This is a genomic window from Archangium sp. (genome assembly GCF_036389735.1).
GTDB lineage: Bacteria > Myxococcota > Myxococcia > Myxococcales > Myxococcaceae > Archangium.
This window is the reverse complement of record NZ_DASVWK010000699.1, coordinates 1-19,229: the sequence shown is the minus strand read 5'-3', so window position 1 is coordinate 19,229 and position 19,229 is coordinate 1. Positions and strand designations below refer to the sequence as shown.

The 19,229-nt window shown below is 69.9% G+C and carries 15 protein-coding genes; 13 read left to right on the top strand and 2 right to left on the bottom strand.

Annotated features, from left to right (window positions below):
- Both VF794_RS24665 and VF794_RS24660 read left to right on the top strand, forming a co-directional pair.
- Nucleotides 1–976, top strand: a 976-nt coding sequence (locus tag VF794_RS24665) for a HAMP domain-containing sensor histidine kinase (protein ID WP_331114460.1), incomplete at its 5' end; no start/stop codon positions are given.
- Nucleotides 973–1,341, top strand: coding sequence for a response regulator (locus VF794_RS24660; protein WP_331114458.1), 369 nt, complete (start codon nucleotides 973–975; stop codon nucleotides 1,339–1,341). The genes VF794_RS24665 and VF794_RS24660, both read left to right, overlap by 4 nt.
- Nucleotides 1,342–1,345: 4 nt before the next feature.
- Here the strand turns inward: VF794_RS24660 and VF794_RS24655 are convergent, their stop codons facing one another.
- Nucleotides 1,346–2,116, bottom strand: a complete 771-nt coding sequence (locus tag VF794_RS24655; protein ID WP_331114456.1) for a GNAT family N-acetyltransferase — start codon at nucleotides 2,114–2,116, stop codon at nucleotides 1,346–1,348.
- A 100-nt stretch (nucleotides 2,117–2,216) separates the two neighbouring features.
- On the opposite strand from VF794_RS24655, the gene VF794_RS24650 reads away from it, so the two are divergent.
- The 3 genes from VF794_RS24650 to VF794_RS24640 all read left to right on the top strand — a co-directional run bounded on the left by VF794_RS24650 (nucleotide 2,217) and on the right by VF794_RS24640 (nucleotide 6,123).
- Nucleotides 2,217–2,675 carry a hypothetical protein gene (locus VF794_RS24650; protein WP_331114454.1) on the top strand — a complete coding sequence of 153 codons (459 nt, stop codon included), beginning with the start codon at nucleotides 2,217–2,219 and terminating at the stop codon, nucleotides 2,673–2,675.
- Nucleotides 2,676–2,799: 124 nt separating this feature from the next.
- Complete coding sequence (gyrB, locus tag VF794_RS24645) at nucleotides 2,800–5,253, top strand: DNA topoisomerase (ATP-hydrolyzing) subunit B (protein WP_331114452.1); 2,454 nt, start codon at nucleotides 2,800–2,802, stop codon at nucleotides 5,251–5,253.
- A 129-nt stretch (nucleotides 5,254–5,382) separates the two neighbouring features.
- Nucleotides 5,383–6,123, top strand: a complete 741-nt coding sequence (locus tag VF794_RS24640; RefSeq protein ID WP_331114450.1) for an expansin EXLX1 family cellulose-binding protein — start codon at nucleotides 5,383–5,385, stop codon at nucleotides 6,121–6,123.
- Between the two features lie 288 nt (nucleotides 6,124–6,411).
- Here the strand turns inward: VF794_RS24640 and VF794_RS24635 are convergent, their stop codons facing one another.
- Nucleotides 6,412–9,051: a protein kinase domain-containing protein gene (locus VF794_RS24635; protein ID WP_331114463.1), complete on the bottom strand. Its 2,640-nt coding sequence runs from the start codon at nucleotides 9,049–9,051 to the stop codon at nucleotides 6,412–6,414.
- 299 nt (nucleotides 9,052–9,350) lie between these two features.
- Here VF794_RS24635 and VF794_RS24630 point away from each other — a divergent pair, with 299 nt between their 5' ends.
- The 8 genes from VF794_RS24630 to VF794_RS24595 all read left to right on the top strand — a co-directional run.
- Nucleotides 9,351–10,448: a hypothetical protein gene (locus VF794_RS24630; RefSeq protein ID WP_331114461.1), complete on the top strand. Its 1,098-nt coding sequence runs from the start codon at nucleotides 9,351–9,353 to the stop codon at nucleotides 10,446–10,448.
- Nucleotides 10,445–11,545 (top strand): metallophosphoesterase family protein, encoded by a 1,101-nt coding sequence (locus VF794_RS24625; RefSeq protein ID WP_331114448.1) that lies wholly within the window; start codon nucleotides 10,445–10,447, stop codon nucleotides 11,543–11,545. The genes VF794_RS24630 and VF794_RS24625 overlap by 4 nt, the downstream gene beginning before the upstream one ends.
- Before the next feature lie 212 nt (nucleotides 11,546–11,757).
- The gene (locus VF794_RS24620) at nucleotides 11,758–12,264 is read left to right on the top strand and encodes a hypothetical protein (RefSeq protein WP_331114446.1); all 507 of its coding nucleotides are present in this window, start codon (nucleotides 11,758–11,760) and stop codon (nucleotides 12,262–12,264) included.
- Nucleotides 12,265–12,969: 705 nt separating this feature from the next.
- On the top strand, nucleotides 12,970–13,647 hold the full coding sequence (locus VF794_RS24615; protein ID WP_331114445.1) for an AAA family ATPase: 678 nt from the start codon (nucleotides 12,970–12,972) through the stop codon (nucleotides 13,645–13,647).
- Nucleotides 13,644–14,225: a hypothetical protein gene (locus VF794_RS24610; protein WP_331114443.1), complete on the top strand. Its 582-nt coding sequence runs from the start codon at nucleotides 13,644–13,646 to the stop codon at nucleotides 14,223–14,225. The genes VF794_RS24615 and VF794_RS24610 overlap by 4 nt, the downstream gene beginning before the upstream one ends.
- A gap of 206 nt (nucleotides 14,226–14,431) precedes the next feature.
- Nucleotides 14,432–14,992 (top strand): Uma2 family endonuclease, encoded by a 561-nt coding sequence (locus VF794_RS24605; RefSeq protein ID WP_331114441.1) that lies wholly within the window; start codon nucleotides 14,432–14,434, stop codon nucleotides 14,990–14,992.
- 36 nt (nucleotides 14,993–15,028) lie between these two features.
- Nucleotides 15,029–15,307 (top strand): hypothetical protein, encoded by a 279-nt coding sequence (locus tag VF794_RS24600; protein ID WP_331114439.1) that lies wholly within the window; start codon nucleotides 15,029–15,031, stop codon nucleotides 15,305–15,307.
- 116 nt (nucleotides 15,308–15,423) lie between these two features.
- Nucleotides 15,424–19,229, top strand: a 3,806-nt coding sequence (locus VF794_RS24595) for a serine/threonine-protein kinase PknK (RefSeq protein ID WP_331114437.1), incomplete at its 3' end; no start/stop codon positions are given.

The window sequence follows — 19,229 nt, the reverse complement described above, 5'->3', positions numbered from 1 at the left end:
GCAGCTGGTGCCGGACGTGCCCTCGGCCCGGCTGGAGGTGCTGGCGCGCTCGCCTGACCACCTGCGCCGGATGCTCGCCCTGGGGCTGCGCTCCGTCATCCACGTGCCCCTGGTGGGGCGCACCGGGTGCCTGGGGGTGATGACCCTGGGCACCACCCAGGGCCGGGCGCGCTTCTCCTCTCGGGACATGGCCGTCACCCAGGAGCTGGGGCGGCGCGCCGCGCTCGCGCTGGAGAACGCGCGGCTCTACCGCGAGTCCCAGGAGGCCATCCGCCTGCGCGACGAGTTCCTCGCGGTGGCCGCCCACGAGCTGCGCACCCCGCTCACCACGCTGGGGCTTCAGCTGGGAACGCTCGTGCAGCGGGCGCGGCGCGAGACGTCCGCGGAGTCGGACCTGGGGGTGCGGCTGGAGCGCGGCCTGCGTCAGGTGCGGCGCTTGAGCACGCTGGTGGAGATGCTGCTGGATGTGTCGCGCCTGGGCACCGGGCAGCTGCCCCTGTCCCTGGATTCGGTGGACCTGGGTGAGGTGATGGACGAGGTGCTGGAGCGCTTCGAGGCGGAGGCCCGGTCGATGGGCTGCGAGGTGCGGCTGGAGGGGGCCCCGGGGGTCGTCGGCCGGTGGGACCGGATGCGGGTGGCGCAGGTGGTGGCCGGCCTGCTCTCCAACGCCTTGAAGTTCGGCGCGCACCAGCCGGTGGAGGTGCGGGTGGGGTCGGACGGACAGGCGGCGCGCGTGGTGGTGGAGGACCGGGGCATTGGCATTCCGGAGGACCAGCTCGAGCGCATCTTCGAGCGCTTCGGCCGCGCGGTGTCCTCGCGCTCCTACGGGGGGCTCGGGCTGGGGCTGTACCTGGCGCGCCGTGTGGCCGATGCTCATGGTGGCCGGGTCTGGGCGGAGTCACGCCCTGGCGGCGGGGCCCGCTTCATCCTGGAGCTGCCCCTGGAGCCGCCTCGTGCGAGAGAGGAGCGGGTATGACGCGCCCCCTGCTGGTGGTGGATGACGACACGGACCTGCGCGAGGCGCTCGAGGAGGTGCTGCGCGACGCGGGCTACACCGTGCTGGGAGCCGGCAATGGCCGCGAGGCGCTGGAGGTGCTCGCGCACAGCTCGCCCCTGCCCGGGCTGGTGCTGTTGGACATGATGATGCCGGTGCTGGACGGGCTGGGCTTCTCCCAGGAGATGCACGCGGTGCCCGAGTGGAAGGACATCCCCGTGGTCATCTTCTCCGCGTCGGCGGGCAGCGAGACCGTGGCCCAGGTGGGCGCGCGCGCCTACCTGCGCAAGCCGGTGGACGTGTCGGTGCTGCTGGACACCATTGGCCAGCACGTGCGGGCCGGGTGAGCCCTCAGCCGGCGCGGCGCACCCAGTTGGTCCACCCCCCGAGGTCGCGGTAGCCGAGCCGCTGGTAGAGGCCCAGCCCCATGACGGAGGCCTGGAGCACGGCGACGGAGCGGCCCCGGGCGTGTGCGTCCGCGTGCAGGCCGTGCATCACCAGCGCCCCCAGGCCCCGGCGGCGCGCGTCGGGGTGGGTGGCCACGAGGTAGATGCCCGCGGTGTCCCCCTGCTCGAAGGAGACGCCGCAGGCCAGGGCCCGGCCCGCCTCGCGCACCACCACGGCGTGCAGGTGGGTGGAGGGCAGCGGCCCGGTGCGCCACCCCGTGTAGGCGCCGACATTGTCCCGGCCATAGGCGAGCCCGTTGAGCTCCAGCACCGCGTCCAGGTCGTCCGGGTGCTCCAGGGTGATGCCGGGCGGAAGGCGGGGGGCCAGCGGGTGCGTCAGCGGCAAGCCCATGCCGGTGATGGCGTCCTCGGCCCGGTGGCCGGCGTGGCGCAGCACGGCCTCGGCGGCGGGGTCCCCGGGGGGCAGCACGGGCACGCGCCAGGCGGGGACGCCCAGCTCGCGGTACCACGCCTCCAGGGGCGCCAGGGACTCGGCGAGCGCCTGGGGGTTCTCGTACAGCACCTGCTGCTGGAAGACGTTGGCCAGGGGGCTGGGCAGGGCGAAGGCGCGCACCCCGGGCAGCTCCCGCATGCGCAGCGGCCCGTGGCGCGCCTGGAGGAGCTTGAAGTCGAGGATGTTGCCGCGCAGGCGGGCGGTGAGTTCAGCGTCCGTCATGTGCCCGCAGGGTAGGCGCTTCCAGGCGCTCGCGGGTGGACAGCTGACGGGTGGAAAATCCCCGAGGGGCCGTCCAGGGGGGTAGGGTGCGGGGGCTCGCATGGAGCCTCGCTTCTACGCCTTCAATCCCCTCCCCATCCGCCGCGCCCTCTTCGTGGGCTCGTGCGTGCTCGCCATTCTCAGTGCCTGGGCCCTGGCGGACGCACGGGCCCTGGGCAACGCTCCCCTGACGGTGGCCCGGGCGGGCATCACCGGAGGGCTGATGTTCACCTTCGTCTTCGTCTGGCACCGGCTGCGCCCCCGCCCGGGCTGGGGCGTCACTCTCAGCACGCGCGGCGTCGAAGTGGTCCGTCCCTTCACCGCCAGCCGCCTCCAACTGTCCTGGGGGCAGATCGACTCCGTGCGACGGCTCGGGCGCGGGGAAGACCTGCTGTGCCTGTACCTGGACGAGGGGGGTCGGGTGCTGGTGTCCCGCCACCTCTTCGCCTCGCGCGCGGCCTTCGGCGAGCTGGCGTCCGCACTGGAAGAAAGGAAGCCCGCCCCGCGTTATGACGCGTAGCGTCGCGTGGGGCATTTCGTGAATCTTTCCGCTGCCTTGCGTGTTCTCAACAATCTTGTCCGGTGTGTGTCGAGGTGATAGGCACATCGGGTTCAGCCAAGCGTCATCCAAGGACTTCTCGCTAATGGAAAACATCCCCGCCACCGGCGCCGCTCCGGCGCCGTCGACCGTGGACTACGACCCGAGCGCCATCACGAAGCTGGAGGGCCTGGAGGCCGTCCGGAAGCGCCCTGGCATGTACATCGGCGACACCATGACGTACGGGCTGCACAAGCTCGTCTACGAGGTGGTGGACAACTCCGTCGATGAGGCCCTCGCGGGTCACTGCACGGACATCGAGGTGGTCATCCACGTGGATGGCTCGCTCTCCGTGCAGGACAACGGCCGAGGAATCCCCGTGGGTCCGCACCCCGACCCCAAGTTCAAGGGCAAGGACACGCTGGAGGTGGTGCTCACGGAGCTGCACGCCGGCAGCAAGTTCGGCAACGGCGCCTACAAGGTATCCGGTGGCCTGCACGGCGTGGGCGTCACCTGCGTGAACTTCCTCTCCGAGTGGTTCAAGGTCCGCGTCCAGCGCAACGGCAAGGTGTATGAGCATGCGTATGCGCGCGGCGTGGCCCAGAGCCCGGTGGCGGTCGTGGGCGAGACGGACAAGCGCGGCACGCTCATCTGGTTCCGGCCGGACACCACCGTGATGGAGACGGTGGACTTCAACTTCGACACGCTCAGCCAGCGCATGCGCGAGCTCGCGTTCCTCAACGCCGGCCTGCGCATCATCATCCGCGACATGCGCGTCGGCAAGGAGCACGACTTCAAGTTCGATGGCGGCATCGTCTCCTTCGTCGAGTACATCAACAAGGCGAAGGAGTCGCTCCACGACAAGCCCATCCACATCCGCACGGAGAAGGAGGGCGTGGCGCTGGAGATGGCCATGCAGTGGAACGATGGCTACGACGAGCGCATCTACACCTTCGCCAACAACATCAACACGCACGAGGGTGGCAGCCACCTGTCTGGCTTCAAGGCGGGGCTGACGCGCACGCTCAACAGCTACGCCGAGAAGGGCGGGATGTGGAAGGACTTGAAGGAGACGCCCACGGGCGAGGACGCGCGCGAGGGCCTCGCGGCCGTCATCTCCGTCAAGCTGTCCAACCCCCAGTTCGAGGGCCAGACGAAGACGAAGCTGGGCAACAGTGAGATCAAGGGCCTCGTCGAGCAGATGGTGAACGACCAGCTCGGCACCTTCCTCGAGGAGAACCCCTTCATCGCCAAGAAGATCGTCGCGAAGATTGGCGACGCCACGCGCGCGCGCATCGCCGCCCGCAAGGCGCGCGAGACGGTGCGGCGCAAGGGCGTGCTGGATGGCGGCTCGCTGCCGGGCAAGCTCGCCGACTGCCAGAGCCGCGACCCCAGCGAGAGCGAGCTCTACATCGTCGAGGGTGACTCCGCAGGCGGCTCGGCCAAGCAGGGCCGCGACCGGCGCAACCAGGCCATCCTCCCGCTGCGCGGCAAGATCCTCAACGTCGAGAAGGCGCGCTTCGAGAAGATGCTCACGAGCGCCGAGATCGTGACGTTGATCACCGCGCTGGGCACGGGCATCGGCCGCGAGGACTACGACCCCGGCAAGGCGCGCTACCACCGCATCATCCTGATGACGGACGCCGACGTGGATGGCAGCCACATCCGCACGCTGCTGCTCACGTTCTTCTACCGGCAGATGCCGGAGCTCATCCAGAACGGCTACCTCTACATCGCGCAGCCTCCGCTCTACAAAGTCACGCGCAACAAGAAGGACATGTACGTGAAGGACGAGCGGGGGTTGAACGACTACCTGCTGCGGATCGCTTCCGAGCACTCGCGCGTGGTGGTTCCGAGTGGGGAGCTCGGCGGCTCGGAGCTGCGCGAGCTGCTGGAGAAGGTGATTACGTACGAGGAGCGCCTGGAGAAGCTGGCGGCGCGACGGGACGCGCGCGTGGTGGACGCCCTGGTGCAGGCGGGCCAGGTGGACGCGGGCACGCTGACGGACGAGGCCGCGCTGCGCGAGCAGGTGGAGAAGGTGGTCGCCTACCTGAAGGCGCGCATGCCGGACACGCTGGGCCGCTTCGAGGTGGCCTACCCGGTGGATCCCGAGCACCACACGCGCAAGCTGGTGGTGAAGACGGACATCAACGGCGGCCTGCGCCAGACGGTGTTCGACCACGGCTTCCTGTCCTCGCCCGAGTACCTGGAGCTGGTGGGCCTGCGCGACGTGTTCAGCGCGCTGGGCAAGGCGCCGTACAAGGTGAAGGTGGGCGACGGCGAGGTGCTGGCGCTGTCGGTGCAGGAGGTGCTGGCCGCGGTGCGCAAGGACGCGCAGAAGGGGCTGGGCCTTCAGCGCTACAAGGGTCTGGGCGAGATGAACCCGGAGCAGCTCTGGGACACCACGATGAACCCGGTCACCCGCACGCTGCTCCAGGTGCGCATCGAGGACGCGGTGGAGAGCGACGAGATCTTCTCGCTGCTCATGGGCGAGGCCGTCGAGCCGCGGCGCGAGTTCATCGAGCGCAACGCGCTGGACGTGCAGAACCTGGACATCTGAGCCGTCCGACCGGAAGTGAAGCCCCCTGCAAGGTCGTATGCAGGGGACTGGTGGCGGGAGGCGGAGGAGTTTCGAGAGCAGAATGGCTGTTGCCGCGCCTCGTGAACCTCTTCACCTGGAGCGCAGCCCATGCACCTCGACACCCCTCGCCTCGCACGCTCGTGCCTCACCGTCCTGTTGCTCGCCCTCGCCGCTTGTGGACCTGATCCGAGCATTCAGCCGGAGGAGGGCACGGAGTCAGGTCAGGTCGAGGAGGGCCTGACCTCGGTCCCGCTCAGCACCTTCAAGACCGGGCTCATCACCTATTACGACGCGACGGGAGCGGGGGCCTGTAGCTTCGGCGCGAGTCCCCTGGACCTGGACGTGGCCGCCATCACCTTCCGCGAGTACGGGGGGAGCGCGGCGTGCGGCGCGTGTGCCGAGGTGAAGGGTCCCCTGGGCACGGTGCGGGTGCGCATCGTGGATGTCTGTCCTGGCTGCACCACCGCGGGCCACCTCGACCTCAGCCGTCAGGCCTTCGCCAAGATCGCCAGGCCCATCGACGGCCGCGTGGCGGTGAGCTGGCGCTACGTCTCGTGCGACGTGACGGGGCCCATCCGCTATCGCTTCAAGGAGGGCAGCAACCCGTGGTGGACCGCCCTCCAGGTGCGCAACCACGCCGTGTCCATCCAGAAGCTGGAGTGGTGGAAGAACGGCCAGTGGGTGGCCCTGCCTCGTCAGAGCTACAACTACTTCGTCCAGTCCTCGGGAATGGGCTCGGGCCCCCTCCGCGTCCGCGTGACGGCCTCCAATGGCCAGGTCCTCGAGGACACGCTGCCAGGCATCCAGGCGGGCGCGACGTTCGACGGCCGGGCCCAATTCACGCCCTGACCCGCAAAAGACATGTGGGCCCGGTGCCGAAACGGCTCCGCGCCCACGTGCCTTTCCCGTCCTTGTTAAGCCGGATCGCTTGAACGCGGTCCGTGACCCTTACGGAAGGAACTTGTTGTCATCTACGGCTCGTCCGTCTTCAGCGCTGTGACCCTCAAGGTACGCACCACCTCCGACATGCGACCGGAGTGACTCGATGCCTGCCTGGAGGGTTCCCAAGGGCTGGACGGAAGAGGCGCCAAGCGCCTGATCGCCTGCACCCCCTTTAACCCGGGAAGTGTCGCTCAGTCAACGGGAAGAGCCACGAAGGGCCGCCGCGCGATCCCTGCGCGACATGACCGTCACATCCACGATGTCCACTTCGAGGGCCCCGGCGTTGTCCTCCACCACGGTGTCCGGGTAGGTGCAGCGCAGCGTGTCCGCCCCCGTGAGCTGGTAGCGCTTGCCGGACTCCAGGAGGCGGTGGTTGCGCCGGGCGGACTTCTGGCTGCTCTCCACGCACAGCACCCGACGTGTACGGCCCTTGGCTCCAGGGCGCAGCTCCGCGAAGTCGTCGCGCACGGTGAGCAGGTAGAGGGCGTCCGGGTTGAGCCCGCGCAGTACGAACTGGTGCTCGGGCTTGAGCACCAGGGCGTCCTGGGTGGAGTCGAACGTGAGCTGGCGCGGCGCCATCCACTTGGACTGGCGCAGGTGGACGCGCACCGTGCCGCTGTTGTCCTCGCGATCATCGTCCAGCAGGAAGACGTGCAGCCGGCGGGCGCCCTTGATGGTGCGCCCCCCCGGGCCCAGCAGCCCGTAGGCCTCGTCCGCGGACACGTTGTCGCCCTCGACGAAGTAGACCAGCGTGCCGGTGGAGCCGCCCCGGCCCCGCTGGAGCGTGGCGCTGCCGTCCGTGCTGACGGAATAGCTCGCCGAGGGGCTGAGGTCGATCGACGCGGTGCCGTACTTCCCCAACGGGAACGCGTTGTACTGGGTGCGCAGGATGAAGAGCCGCGTGGGGTAGTTCACCACGTTGAAGTCGGCGTCCGGCCCCTTGGGCGTTGTCTCGGACGCGGGCGTCAGCTCCGCGGCCGGGTTCTTCCCAGTCTCCGGGCTCGAGGTGGTGGTGGTGGACGTGCCCGTGCCTGTGCCCGTCCCGGTGCTGGCCGTGGGAGGGGCGTTGGGCGGCTCGGCCCCCGGCGCGACGCGCTCGAGCTCCGCGTGCAGGGGCGGCTCGGCCTCGGAGCTGGGGGTGAAGCGCTTCGTCCACGGCCGGTAGCCCGGCAGGGTGAGGATGAGGGTGTTGGCCTCGTGAAGGGTGACACCCTTGACGACGAGCGGGGTGACTCCGACCACGTCCCGGCCGTTGAGCTTCACCGAGGCACCGGCCGGTGCGGAGGTGAGCCACAGCGAACCGGTGGGAATCACCTCCTCCTTGCGGTTGAAGGCCCAGTGCAGGATGGCCAGCACCAGCGCGAGTCCGAACATGGGCACGCTGATGAGGAGGATGATGCGCTGGCGTCGCTCGGCGCGATCCTGCTCCTCGCGGGCCTGGGCCTCGCGCAGGGGGCGCAGGGCCTCGGACACTCCCGTGGGGGCCTGGACGGCGGCGGAGGGCACCTCGGAGGGGGTGTCGTGCCGCTCCTGGGCCTCGCGGATGGAGGTCGAGGGTTGCGAGATGGCGGTGGACGGCTCGTGGCCCAGGTCCGGCGGCGACGCCATGGTGGGCATCGGGACGCGCTCGAGGGTGCTCCGGGGCGCGGCGGCGGTGCGCTGGATGCCCGTGCTCGACGTCACCCGGCGCCCGGAGGTCGTGCTGACGGAGCGCACCCCGGCGTTGCTGCTGCTGGTGTTGGAGCGGGGAAGGCCAGGGCGGGAGCCCCCGCTGCTGGCCGGCGTCCTCAACGCGGGGCGGCTGCTCGAGTTGCTGGAGGGGAGTCGTCCGCTACTGCTCCCGTTGGCCGAGCTCGGCAGCTTCGGGCGCGTGCCGGAGTTGTCGCTGGGGGCCTGCGTCTGCCACGTGGCGAAGAGCTCCAGGAAGGCGGGCGTCACCTCCAGCCGGCGTCCCTCGGCGGCGAGCTCCTCGGCGAAGAGGTGGCCCAGCAGCTGCGACACCAGCGCGGGCGAGAAGCGCGGGTAGGCCGAGTAGAGCTGCTCGCGCAGTGCCTCGGAGAAGGCCTGGGCGGTGGGGTAGCGCTGGTCCCGGTCCAGCGCCATGGCCGTGTAGATGACCGACTCCAGCTCCTGGGAGACGGAGGGGTTGAGGCTGGAGGGCGGCGCGTAGTCCCCCGAGATGATGCGCGGCAGTACGGTGACGAGCTCCCCCTCGTAGGGGCGCTTGCCGCACAGCATCTCGTAGAGCACCACGCCCACGGCGAAGATGTCCGAGCGCGCGTCCAGGTCCTGCTGACCCTGGGCCTGCTCGGTGGAGAAGTACGGGTACTTGCCCTTGAGGGTGCCCGGCGAGGTGCGCGCCTCCACGACGCTCGTCGCCTTGGCGATGCCGAAGTCGATGACCTTGACCTGGCCCTCGTAGGAGATGAGCACGTTGTCCGGCGACACGTCGCGGTGCACCAGCCCCATCGCCTGGCCGTCCTCGCTCACGTGCCGGTGCGCGTAGTCCAGTCCATCGGCGATCTGCGAGGCGATGTGCAGCGCCAGGGGCAGGGGGATCGACGGCAGCCCGGCGCGCTGGGCGCGGCGCAGCAGCTTGGACAGCGGCTGCCCGTGGACGAACTCCATGGCCAGGAAGTAGTGGCCATCAATCTGTCCGAAGTCGAAGACCTGGGCGATGTTGCTGTGCGTGAGGCCCGCCGCCACGCGCGCCTCGCTGACGAACATCTCCACGAACTCGGGATCGTCGGCGAAGTGGGGGAGGATCTGCTTGATGACCACGGGCTTGGTCACGCCCGCGGCACCCTTCAAACGCGCACGATAGGTGATCGCCATCCCGCCAGCGGCGAGCTTCGATACCAATTCGTATTTGCCAAACTCCCGGGCTTCGTTGGCGGCCACGATGTACGTCGCGTTGGATGAGGGGAGGGGAGCATACCTCGCTTCCCTTAAAAGTCCCGAGAGGGTCCCGGGTAGTCCGCGCACCTACTTGGTGAGCGGGCATGCGCTTCTCCAAGAGAACGTTTTATCCTGGAACGAGCCGGGTGGACAGCCCGGGAGGCGGTCAGGCCGGAACCGCCCGGGAAGAAGGGTCCAGAACGATGGCGCACAGGCGCAGGAGCCTCCCCTTGGGCGTGGGGGTGCTGTGGGTGCTCGCCCTGGTGGGGCTGGGGGGAGGCGTGGCACGGGCGGAGGTTGATGCTCCAACGGTTGTCGGGCCCCCCCCGGTGGTGGAGGAGGCGCGGCCCTCCTTCGCCGTGCTGCCCGCGACGGTCTCGGTGGTGCCCGGCCTGTTGCTGCATGGGCTGGGGCCGCTCGTGGCGGGGGACACCGGGACGGCGAAGCGGCTGTTCCTCCTGGAGGGCACGGGCCTGGGGCTGTTCGCCGCGGGCGGGGTGCCCCTCGCGCTCTCCGGGGCCTCGCGCCGGGTCATTGGTCCGCTGTACGCGGTGACGCTGACGGGCTTCGGCCTCTTCTCCCTCTCCACGCTGGCCAACCTCCACGCGGCGGTGGGGCCGGCCTTCCCTCCGGGCCTGGCGCCCCAGCGCCTGCCTCCCCTGGAGCTGGAGCTGGGCTACCAGCACGTGGCGGACCCGGCCTTCGAGTACAGGCACTTCGTCTCGGTGGGCGCGCTGGCGCGGCTGGAGCGCGTGCGCCTGGAGGCCGGGGCGAGGCTGTCTCCGGACGACGGCAACCTGCGCGTGCGCGTGGGCGGGGCGTACCGGCTGCTGGGCGGGTCCGAGGCGGCTCGCGCGGGCGCGGACGGCACGGCGGTGGACCTGGAGGCCGCGGCGCTCGTGCACCGCTACCCCACCGAGGGCTTCACCCTGGGCGGCGGCGAGCTTTTCCTGAGGGGCCGCTACGACATGGCGCGCTTCAGCCCGAGGACGGCGGGCTCCTTCGCTGAAATGGGCGTGGGGCTGGCCCTGCAGCGCTACGGCTACGAGGGCACCACGGACGACAGCCTCTTCGAGCAGCTCCTCTACACCTTCGGCTATGGGGTGTACCTGGGACGCGGCGGGCCCTTCCGGGGCGAGGCGCTCCTCTATTACGACCACCGCAAGGACGACTTCCCGGGAGGCCTCAGGGCGGGCGGGGGCGTGCCGGGGTACATCGGGCTGCGCGGGCGCGTCCTCCTCACCGAGCGGTGGGGCGTGTCCGCCGACATGCAGGTGGGCTCGGCCTGGGTGGGCCGGCTGTCGCTCGTCTACGCGCTGGGAGGTGGGTCATGAGGAAGGTGGGCCTGGGGGTCGTGGTGCTCGCGCTGCTGGCGGGGGGCTGTGCGCGGCCCGCGGAGGAGCGTGCCCAGAAGGACCTGGAGGTGGGGTTGGCGCAGGTGGGCGGGGTGTCCTTCACCGTGGAGGACGGGCTGGCGGTGGTACGCAAGCAGGAGCCGGGCGTGCTGACGCTGTGGGGCTCGGCGCCGGCCTTCCACGTGCGCGCGGTGACCTCCTCCGGGGCCGCCGAGATGTGGACGGTGGTGGTGCGCAACGCCATGCCGGACGCGGAACTCACCGTGAAGGTGGGCAACGACTCGCTGCTGATGGAGCCCCTGCCCGAACTCCTGCCCACGGTGAAGAGGTGGCAGGTGCGGCTGTCGCCGGGCTCGGAGGCTCGGCTGACGGTGGCGCCTCCGAAGTGGGACCATGCCGCGCCCTTCCGCTTCGCCGCGCTGGCGGACGTGCAGGAGGCCCTGCCTCGCGTGGGCGACATCTACCGGCGCATCAACGAGGACCCCTCGCTGCGCTTCATCTTCTTCTCGGGAGACCTGACGCAGCAGGGCAGCGTGGAGGAGTTGGAGGAATTCCAGTCACGCCTCCTGGAGTCGCGCATCCCCCTGTTCGCGACGCTGGGCAACCACGAGACCTACACCCCGGATCCGCGCTGGCACGAGTACTTCGGCCGGGGCAACCTGCACTTCACCTTCCAGGGGACGCACTTCACGCTGATCGACTCGGGCAACGGCTCGTTGGATCCGAGGGCGGAGGAGATGCTGGACGGGTGGCTGGCGGCGGGCCAGGACGCGGTGCACATCCTGGGCACGCACATCCCCATCGTGGACCCGATTGGCGTGCGCAACGGCGCCTTCGCCAGCCGCAACGAGGCGGCGTCGCTGCTGGCGAAGCTGGCGCGCGGGAGGATGGACCTCACGCTCTACGGCCACGTGCACTCGTACTACCAGTTCTCCAACGCGGGGATTCCGTCCTTCATCTCGGGAGGCGGCGGGGCCATCCCCGAGCAGTTCGACGGGGTGGGGCGGCACTTCCTCGCGGTGGAGGTGGACCCGGCCCAGGGCGTGCGCACGGTGTCCCTGGTGCGCGTGGACTGAGGGGGAGGGGACTCCGGATGTAGGGTCCTTCGCCCACATGTGGGGAGTCATCCCCGCGTCGCGTCGCTGGCGAGTCCGGGGCTGAACGGGGCGCGGGGCCGATAAATCGGCCTCGCGGCGTACCCCCTTGAAATGGCACTGAACATCTGTGCACATGAGGGACACCACGTTGCCCGGCACCACGCCGCACGTTGGAGGGGAGACCCAGGCCCATGTTCGACGCGAACGAAAACGATCCCATCTCGCCCGCGATGCGGGCGCTGCTCGAGGTGTTCTCCACGGAGCTGTCCGAGGTGAAGTTCCCGGACGTGGACGTGGAGGTGTTGGACGAGGCCGCGGCCCGGGTGAAGGCGCAGGCCGAGGCGGTGGCCCAGGCGCAGGCGGCGCTGGAGGCGGCGCGCCAGGCGCTGGGCGAGAGCCAGGAGGCGCTGCTGCAGAAGGGGCAGCGGGCGCTGGCGTACGCGCGCGTGTTCGCCGAGGAGGACGCGTCGCTGAGCATGAAGCTGGAGGCCATCAGCCTGCCGCGCGCGGCGCGCAAGGTGGCGCGTCCGGAGGGTGGGGCCCCCGAGGTCGCCGCGCAGAACGACGAGACCGCGCCGAAGCGCCGGGGCCGTCCGCCGAAGTCCCGCCCGAGCGCCCCGCTGTTCGCGGATGGCAGCGCGCCCGAGGCCGTCGTCGCGGTCGAGGCGCCCGTGGCCGCTCGCCCCGCGGCGGCCTGAGGTCCAGGCTTCCCGTTGCACCGATTCCGTCCGGCCTGGACCTCCTCGGGGGCTCCAGGCCGGCTTTATTTTTGATGGGGGCGTGGGAACTCACATAAGAGGAGTCGCTTGTTGTCCTCATGAGGAGGAACCCGGATGCTCGGTGAGCTGAAGCTGGAGGAAGTGGGGCCGAGCCCTCGGCTCTCGTTCTCGTTCGGGCCGCGCCTCAATCTGCTGACGGGTGACAATGGCCTGGGGAAGAGCTTCGTGCTCGAGCTGGCTTGGTGGGCGTTGACCTGGAATGGCATGGATCCGGTCCCCGCGCTGCCCAGAACTGGCCGGGACGGAAGTGTCTCCTTTTCGCTCGTGACGGAGTATGGGCGTACGTCCGAACTCAAGCTCCCTGTGTATTGGGATAGGCGCTCGGGCGGTGGCTACGCACGACATGGATCGCCCCACTCCGCCCTCATCCTCTACGCACGCATTGATGGGGGATTCCGCATCTGGGACCCTGTTCGCAATGACTTCTCGCGCGTGAGTGAAGACGAGGGTCCAGCGTCCTACGACTTCTCACAAGAGGCGCTGTGGGACGGGTTGGTGGAGCAAGGGCGTGTGCTGTGCAATGGGCTCATTCGGGATTGGGTCTACTGGCAGTTGAGGCGCTCGGAGTCATTCGAGCGTCTGTGCAAGGTCCTGGCTGTCCTCTCCCCGGACTCGGCGGAGCCGTTGAAACCCGGCGAGCCCACTCGTTTGGGAGTCGATGACGCTCGGGATATCCCGACGCTGGAGATGCCGTATGGCCTCGTTCCTCTCACCCATGCCTCCGCTGGCATCCGGCGCATCGTCGGCCTCGCCTACCTTCTCGTCTGGGCCTGGGAAGAGCATCGGCGGGCCGCTTCGGTGCTCAAGAGGCAAGCAAGCGAGCATGTCGTGTTGCTCATCGACGAGGTCGAGTCGCACCTCCACCCTCGCTGGCAGCGGCTCATCCTGCCCGCCGTGCTGGCCGTGGTCCGCGAACTCCGTCCGGACGTGAAGGTCCAGGTGATTGCCGTCACCCACGCACCCCTGGTGCTCGCCTCTGTGGAGCCCCTGTTCGACCCAGAGCAGGATGCCCTCTTCATGTTCGACCTCGTAGGCAACGAGGTGAAGGTCACCAGGGCCGATTGGCGGCCTCGTGGCGATGCCAACGCGTGGCTCACCTCCGAAGTCTTCGACCTCAAGGAGGCTCGCTCCAAGGAAGCCGAGGATGCCATCACCCATGCCAAGGCCGCGCTCAAGAACCCCGACCTTCCCATCGAGGAGGTGAAGCGGATTCACAACGAGCTGTATCGGCTCCTCAAGGATACGGACCCGTTCTGGCCGCGCTGGCTCGCCCGTGCGGAGGCGGCAGGGATCGAGCCGTGATCCACGTCGAGCCCCAGCCCGAGCCCCCGGACTTCGACGCCAAGGTCCGTCAGCCGGGCCGTACCGGCGTGGCCTCGTCAGAGGGAGAGCTTCGGCCGCTCTGGCGACACTGCGCCACGCAACTCTGGGAGGCGTACAAAGGAGTCTGCGCCTATTCCTCCCTCCACATCCCTCGTGGCACGGGCGCGATTTCCGTTGACCACCTGCTGCCCAAGTCGAAGCGGCGCGAGCTGGCCTACGAGTGGAGCAACTACCGGCTCGCTTGTGTCCGGATGAACGCGCGCAAGAACGCCCTTGAGGACGTGCTGGATCCGTTCGAGGTCCAGGACGGCTGGTTCGCGCTCGAATTGTCCACGCTCGAAGTCATCCCGGGCGAAGGTTTGACCGAGTCGTTGCGTGCCCAGGTCCAGATGACCATCGACCGGCTGGACTTGAACGATGACGAGTTCGTTCGGGCCAGGGAGGCTCACTACATGGCTTGGCGGGAGGGCGACATGAAGCTTCGTCTCCTCCGCAAGTATTGCCCCTTCCTGGCGAAGGAACTGCTCCGTCAGGGGGTCGTCCAGGAGGAGGGATAGACATCACGAGGCATCAGGATGAGTCCTTCGACACCTTCTCGGCTACCGAGCAGGCTTGTCCTCACTGAGCAGGAGGTGACTTCTTGGGACATGCCTCGCTGGCCTATGTCAGAGGTCAGGTGTAGCGTTCTCGCATGCACACCGGTTCGATTCCTGGCTCCTCGCCCCAGCTTGAAGAAGTGGGTCCCGCTGCCCATGCTCCAGGCATGGGGAGCGAACCGAAGCGCCCGGCGACCTACGAAGACCTGGAGGCGATTCCCCCCAACAGCGTGGGGGAGATTGTCGACGGGGAGTTGTATGTCAGCCCTCGGCCCGCTCTGCCCCATGCCCGCGCGGCCATGAAACTGGTGGGGAGGCTTGAGGGGCCCTTTGATGCGGGAGAGGGAGGGCCCGGTGGCTGGCTCCTCCTCTTCGAGCCCGAGTTCCACTTGAGCGGCAATGCCCTCGTCCCCGACGTGGCCGGCTGGCGCCGCGAGCGCATGCCGGTGATGCCCGAGGAAGCCGCCGCCACGCTCGCGCCGGATTGGGTGTGCGAGGTGCTCTCGTCCTCCACGGTGGTGCTGGACCGGGAGAAGAAGATGCGCGCCTATGCCCACGAAGGCGTGAGCCAGCTGTGGCTGGTGGATCCGCTCCAGCAGTCCCTGGAGGTCTACCGGTTGGAGGGCTCTCACTGGAGCCAGCTGGGCACCTGGAAGGGCCAGAGCCTGGTGCGTGCCGAGCCCTTCGAGGTGCTCGAGCTGAAGTTGGGTGTGCTCTGGACGCGCTAGAACCTCCGTGCATGATGCGCCGCATCGGAGGAGTCGATGAAGAACCGGATGCTGATGGTGGTGACGGCCCTGGGCCTGGCGATGTCCCTGGTGGGCTGCAAGAGCGACTGTCGCGTCGCTTGCGAGAAGAAGCAGGAGTGCGTCTCCTCCGGCCTCGACGTGGCCCAGTGCGCGGACAAGTGCGAGCAGAAGGTCAAGGCGGACAAGGACTTCTCGAGCCAGGCGCAGGAGTGCTCGCAGTGCGTCAAAAGCCGGACCTGCTCCGAGACCCTCAAGCAGTGCCTGGACGACTGCATCACCGTCGTGGGTCTTTGACCTCCAGCGTCATTCCGTTCTGTCCTGTTTTCATGGGCAGGCGAGCAGGTGCGCGGCAAGGGGTCGGCGGGCCTCGGCTTGGAGGGGGGGCCGAACCGTGCGAGTCTGGTTGAACCATGGTGGCCGCGGCGCTCCTTGACGAGGAGCTGGGAAGCATTGGTCCCTACCTCCTCCTCGGGAAGCTGAGCGCGGGGGGAATGGGAGTCGTGTACCGGGCCCGCCATGCGGACACCGGAGAGGTGGTCGCGCTCAAGACGGTGCGCGTACCCGAGGCGGCCATGCTGCGAGGCATCCGCCGCGAAATCCACGCGCTCCGGCGCATGCAGCACCCGGGTGTGGTGCGCGTGCTCGCCGAGGGCGTGCAGGAGGGCCTGCCCTGGTACGCGATGGAGCTCATCGAGGGGCTCACCCTGCGCCGCTACGTCGACGAGCTGTGGAAGCGCGACGCGGGCTCCGTCGGTGAGGTCGTCACCCAGGTGGTCTCCGTGCCCGACGCCCCGAGCGAGGGGAGCGGCTCCGGTGGCACGGCTCGTCCCATCGCCCCGCCGCCAGAGGAACAGCGCCGCGAGGCCGCCATGGAGCGGCTGGGCGAGGTGATCACCCTGACGCGCCGCCTCTGCTCCTCGCTGGCCTTCCTCCACGGCGAGGGCATCGTCCACCGCGACCTCAAGCCCGAGAACATCGTCATCCGCCCGGATGGCACGCCAGTGCTCGTGGACTTCGGACTGGCCTCCGTCTTCGGGGGCTCCATCAGCCGCGAGTCGCTCGACGTCTCCGGTGAGATGGAAGGCTCCTTCGTCTACATGGCCCCCGAGCAGATCAAGGGTGGGCTGGTGGACGCGCGCGCCGACCTCTACGCGCTGGGCTGCATCCTCCATGAGCTGGTGGTGGGCCAGCCGCCCTTCCCTGGCTCGGGGTGGGAGGTGCTGCGGCGGCACCTTCAGGACAAGCCCTACGCCCTCTCTCAATGGGTGCGCGGCGTGCCGCCGGACCTGGACGCGCTGGTGCTGCGGCTGCTGGCCAAGGCGCCCCGCGAGCGCGTGGGCTACGCCGCGGACGTGGGCACCGTGCTCGCCGAGCTGGGCGCGGAGGACCTGCCCCGGCCCTCCTCGACGACGCCGCGCTCGTACCTCTACCGGCCGGAGTTCGTGGGACGTCAGTCCCTGCTGGCCGAACTGGAGGAGCGGCTGGAGCGGACCCGGGATGGCTCCGGCGGCTGCGTGCTCATGGGCGGCGAGAGCGGGGTGGGCAAGACGCGCGTGGTGATGGAGTGCGCGGTGTCCGCCGGCCGCCATGCCTTCCAGGTCGTCACCGGCGGCTGCATGCCGCTGTCCGGCGGTGGCCAGGGCGAGCAGGTGCACGGTGAGCCGCTGCACGCCTTCAAGCCGCTGCTCCAGGCCATCGCCGACCAGTGCCGGCAAAAGGGTCTGGAGGAGACGGAGCTGTTGCTGGGCGAGCGCGGGCGGGTGCTGGCCCTCTACGAGCCCTCGCTGGTGGACCTGCCCGGACAGGAGGCGTGGCCCGAGCCTCCGCGCCTGCCCCCCCAGGCCGCGCGCGAGCGCGTCATGCGCTGTGTCGCCGAGACGCTCGCCGCCTTCTCCGCCCAGGAGCCAGTGCTGCTGGTGATGGACGACCTCCAGTGGGCCGACGAGCTGTCGCTCGGGGTGCTGGATTTCCTCCAGGGTGGCTTCCTGGGTGAGTCGCGTGTGCTGGTGCTGGGCACCTACCGCACCGAGGAGCTGGACGCGGGACTGCGGCTGCTGCTCGGCTCGCCGGGCGTGACGCACCGGGTGCTGGGGCAGCTCGACGAGTCCATGGTGGCGCGGATGGTGGAGGACATGCTGGCGCTGCCCTCGCCGCCAGCGGCCTTCGTGCGCTTCCTCACCACGCGCTCCGCGGGCAACCCCTTCTTCGTGGCCGAGTACCTGCGCACCGCCATCGACGAGCGGCTGCTCTTCCGCGACATCTTCGGCCAGTGGCAGGTGGTCGCCGGCCGGGACGCGCTGGCGCGGCTGCACGAGGCCCTGCCGCTGCCCGGCGCGCTGCATGACCTGGTGGGCCGCCGGCTGGAGGGCCTCGGCGCGGGCGCGCGCGGGTTGCTGGAGGTGGCGGCGGTGCTGGGCCGCGAGCTGGACGCCGACGTGCTGGCGGGGGCCGCGGGGCTCGGAGATCTCCAGGAGCTCGAGGCCCTGGAGGAGCTGCGCGCGCGGCACGTGCTGGAGGCCGCGGGCGCGGGTCGGCTGCGCTTCGTCCACGACAAGCTGCGGGAGATTTCCTACGACGGCATCCTCCCCGCGCGGCGGTGCACCCTGCACCGCGCGGCGGCCCTGGCCCTGGAGGCACGCCATGCCGATGCCGAGGGCGAGGTGTCACCGGCCCTCTACCCCGTGCTGGCGCACCACTGGGAGCTGGCCCAGGACGACGTGTGGACCTTCGAGTACCTGGAGAAGGCGGGGACCCACGCGCTGAAGGCGGGCTCGAACGTGGAGGCCTCCGACTACCTGCGCCGGGCGCTGGAGCTGGACGTGCAGCGCGGGCGGGACACGGGCGTGCGCGTGGCCGCGCTCCGGCGCGCGCGCTGGGAACGGTTGCTGGGCGAGGCCATGCACGGCCTGTCCGAGTTCGAGGCCTGCATCTCGCACTGCCTCGGGGCGCTGGACGGACTGGGCTGGCGACTGCCGGAAACCCAGGGCGGGTGGGGGCGCTTCCTGCTGCTCCAGACGCTCCAGCAGGTGCTGCACCTGGTGCTGCCCCGGCGCTGGGTGCGGGTGGAGGACCGGCAGGCGCGCGAGTCGCTGGGGGCCGCGGCGCTCGCGGCCATGCGGCTGGCCGAGTGCTACTACTGGCGCTATGACCCGCTGCGCATGGTGGCCACGGCCCTGCTGGCGGCGAACCTGGCCGAGCGCTCGGGCCGCGACGCGGAGGTGCTGCGGATGTACGGCAACCTCGGCTCCATCGCCGGCCTGGGGCGTCTGCACGCGCTGGCGCGCTCCTACTTCCGCCGGGCCCAGGGCGAGGGGCTGTTGCTGGAGGACCCGAGCGCCACGGCCATCGGCCTCATCGTCGAGTCCCTGTACCACTCGAGCTTCGCGCGGTGGAGTCACGCCGCGAAGAAGGCGCAAGAGGCGCAGCGGGTGCTGGTGCGCCTGGGAGACAAGGGCGAGCTGGAGCTGTCCGAGGTGCTGCTGGGGCACGTGGACTACTACACGGGCCACTTCCAGGAGGCGCTGGACCGCTTCGCCGAGGTGCGGATGTCGGCCCGGAGGCGCGGCCACTTCCAGCACGAGCTGTGGTGCGCGTACACGATGGCGCGCAGCCTCATGGCGCTCGGGCGCCTGGACGAGGCCCTGCCGCTGCTGCGCGAGTCGAGCGAGCTGCTCAAGGGCAAGCACGACCCGCTGTCGTCCATCATCACCGCCGGACTGCTGGGGATGGCGCACCTGCGTCGGGGCGAGTGGGAGCAGGCGCGCGACCGGGCCGACGAGGTGACGGCGCTGGCGCGGCGCTTCCAGCCGATGCTCTACACGGAGATCCACGGCCACGAGGGTGCCGCGCGGGTGTACCTGGAGCTGTGGGCCCGGGAGCGCACACCGGGCCAGCCGCCCCCGCCCGTGGCCGAGGAGGCCCGACAGGCCTGCGCGCGGCTGTCGTCGTTCGCCGTCCGCTTCCCGCACGCCCGGCCCGCGGCGCTGCGCTGCACCGGACAGCTGCACTGGCTGGCGGGCCGCTCGTGGCGGGCACGGAGCGTGTGGAAGCGCAGCGCTCGACTGGCCCGGGAGCTGGGCATGCCCTACGACGAGGCGCTGGCCTGGCTCGAGCTGGCGCGCGCCGCGGCCCCCGGGAGTTCGGAGCGCGAGGACTCCCTGAGGCAGGCCCTCGAGGGCTTCAAGCGTCTGGGGTGCACCAGCCTCGTCGATGAGGC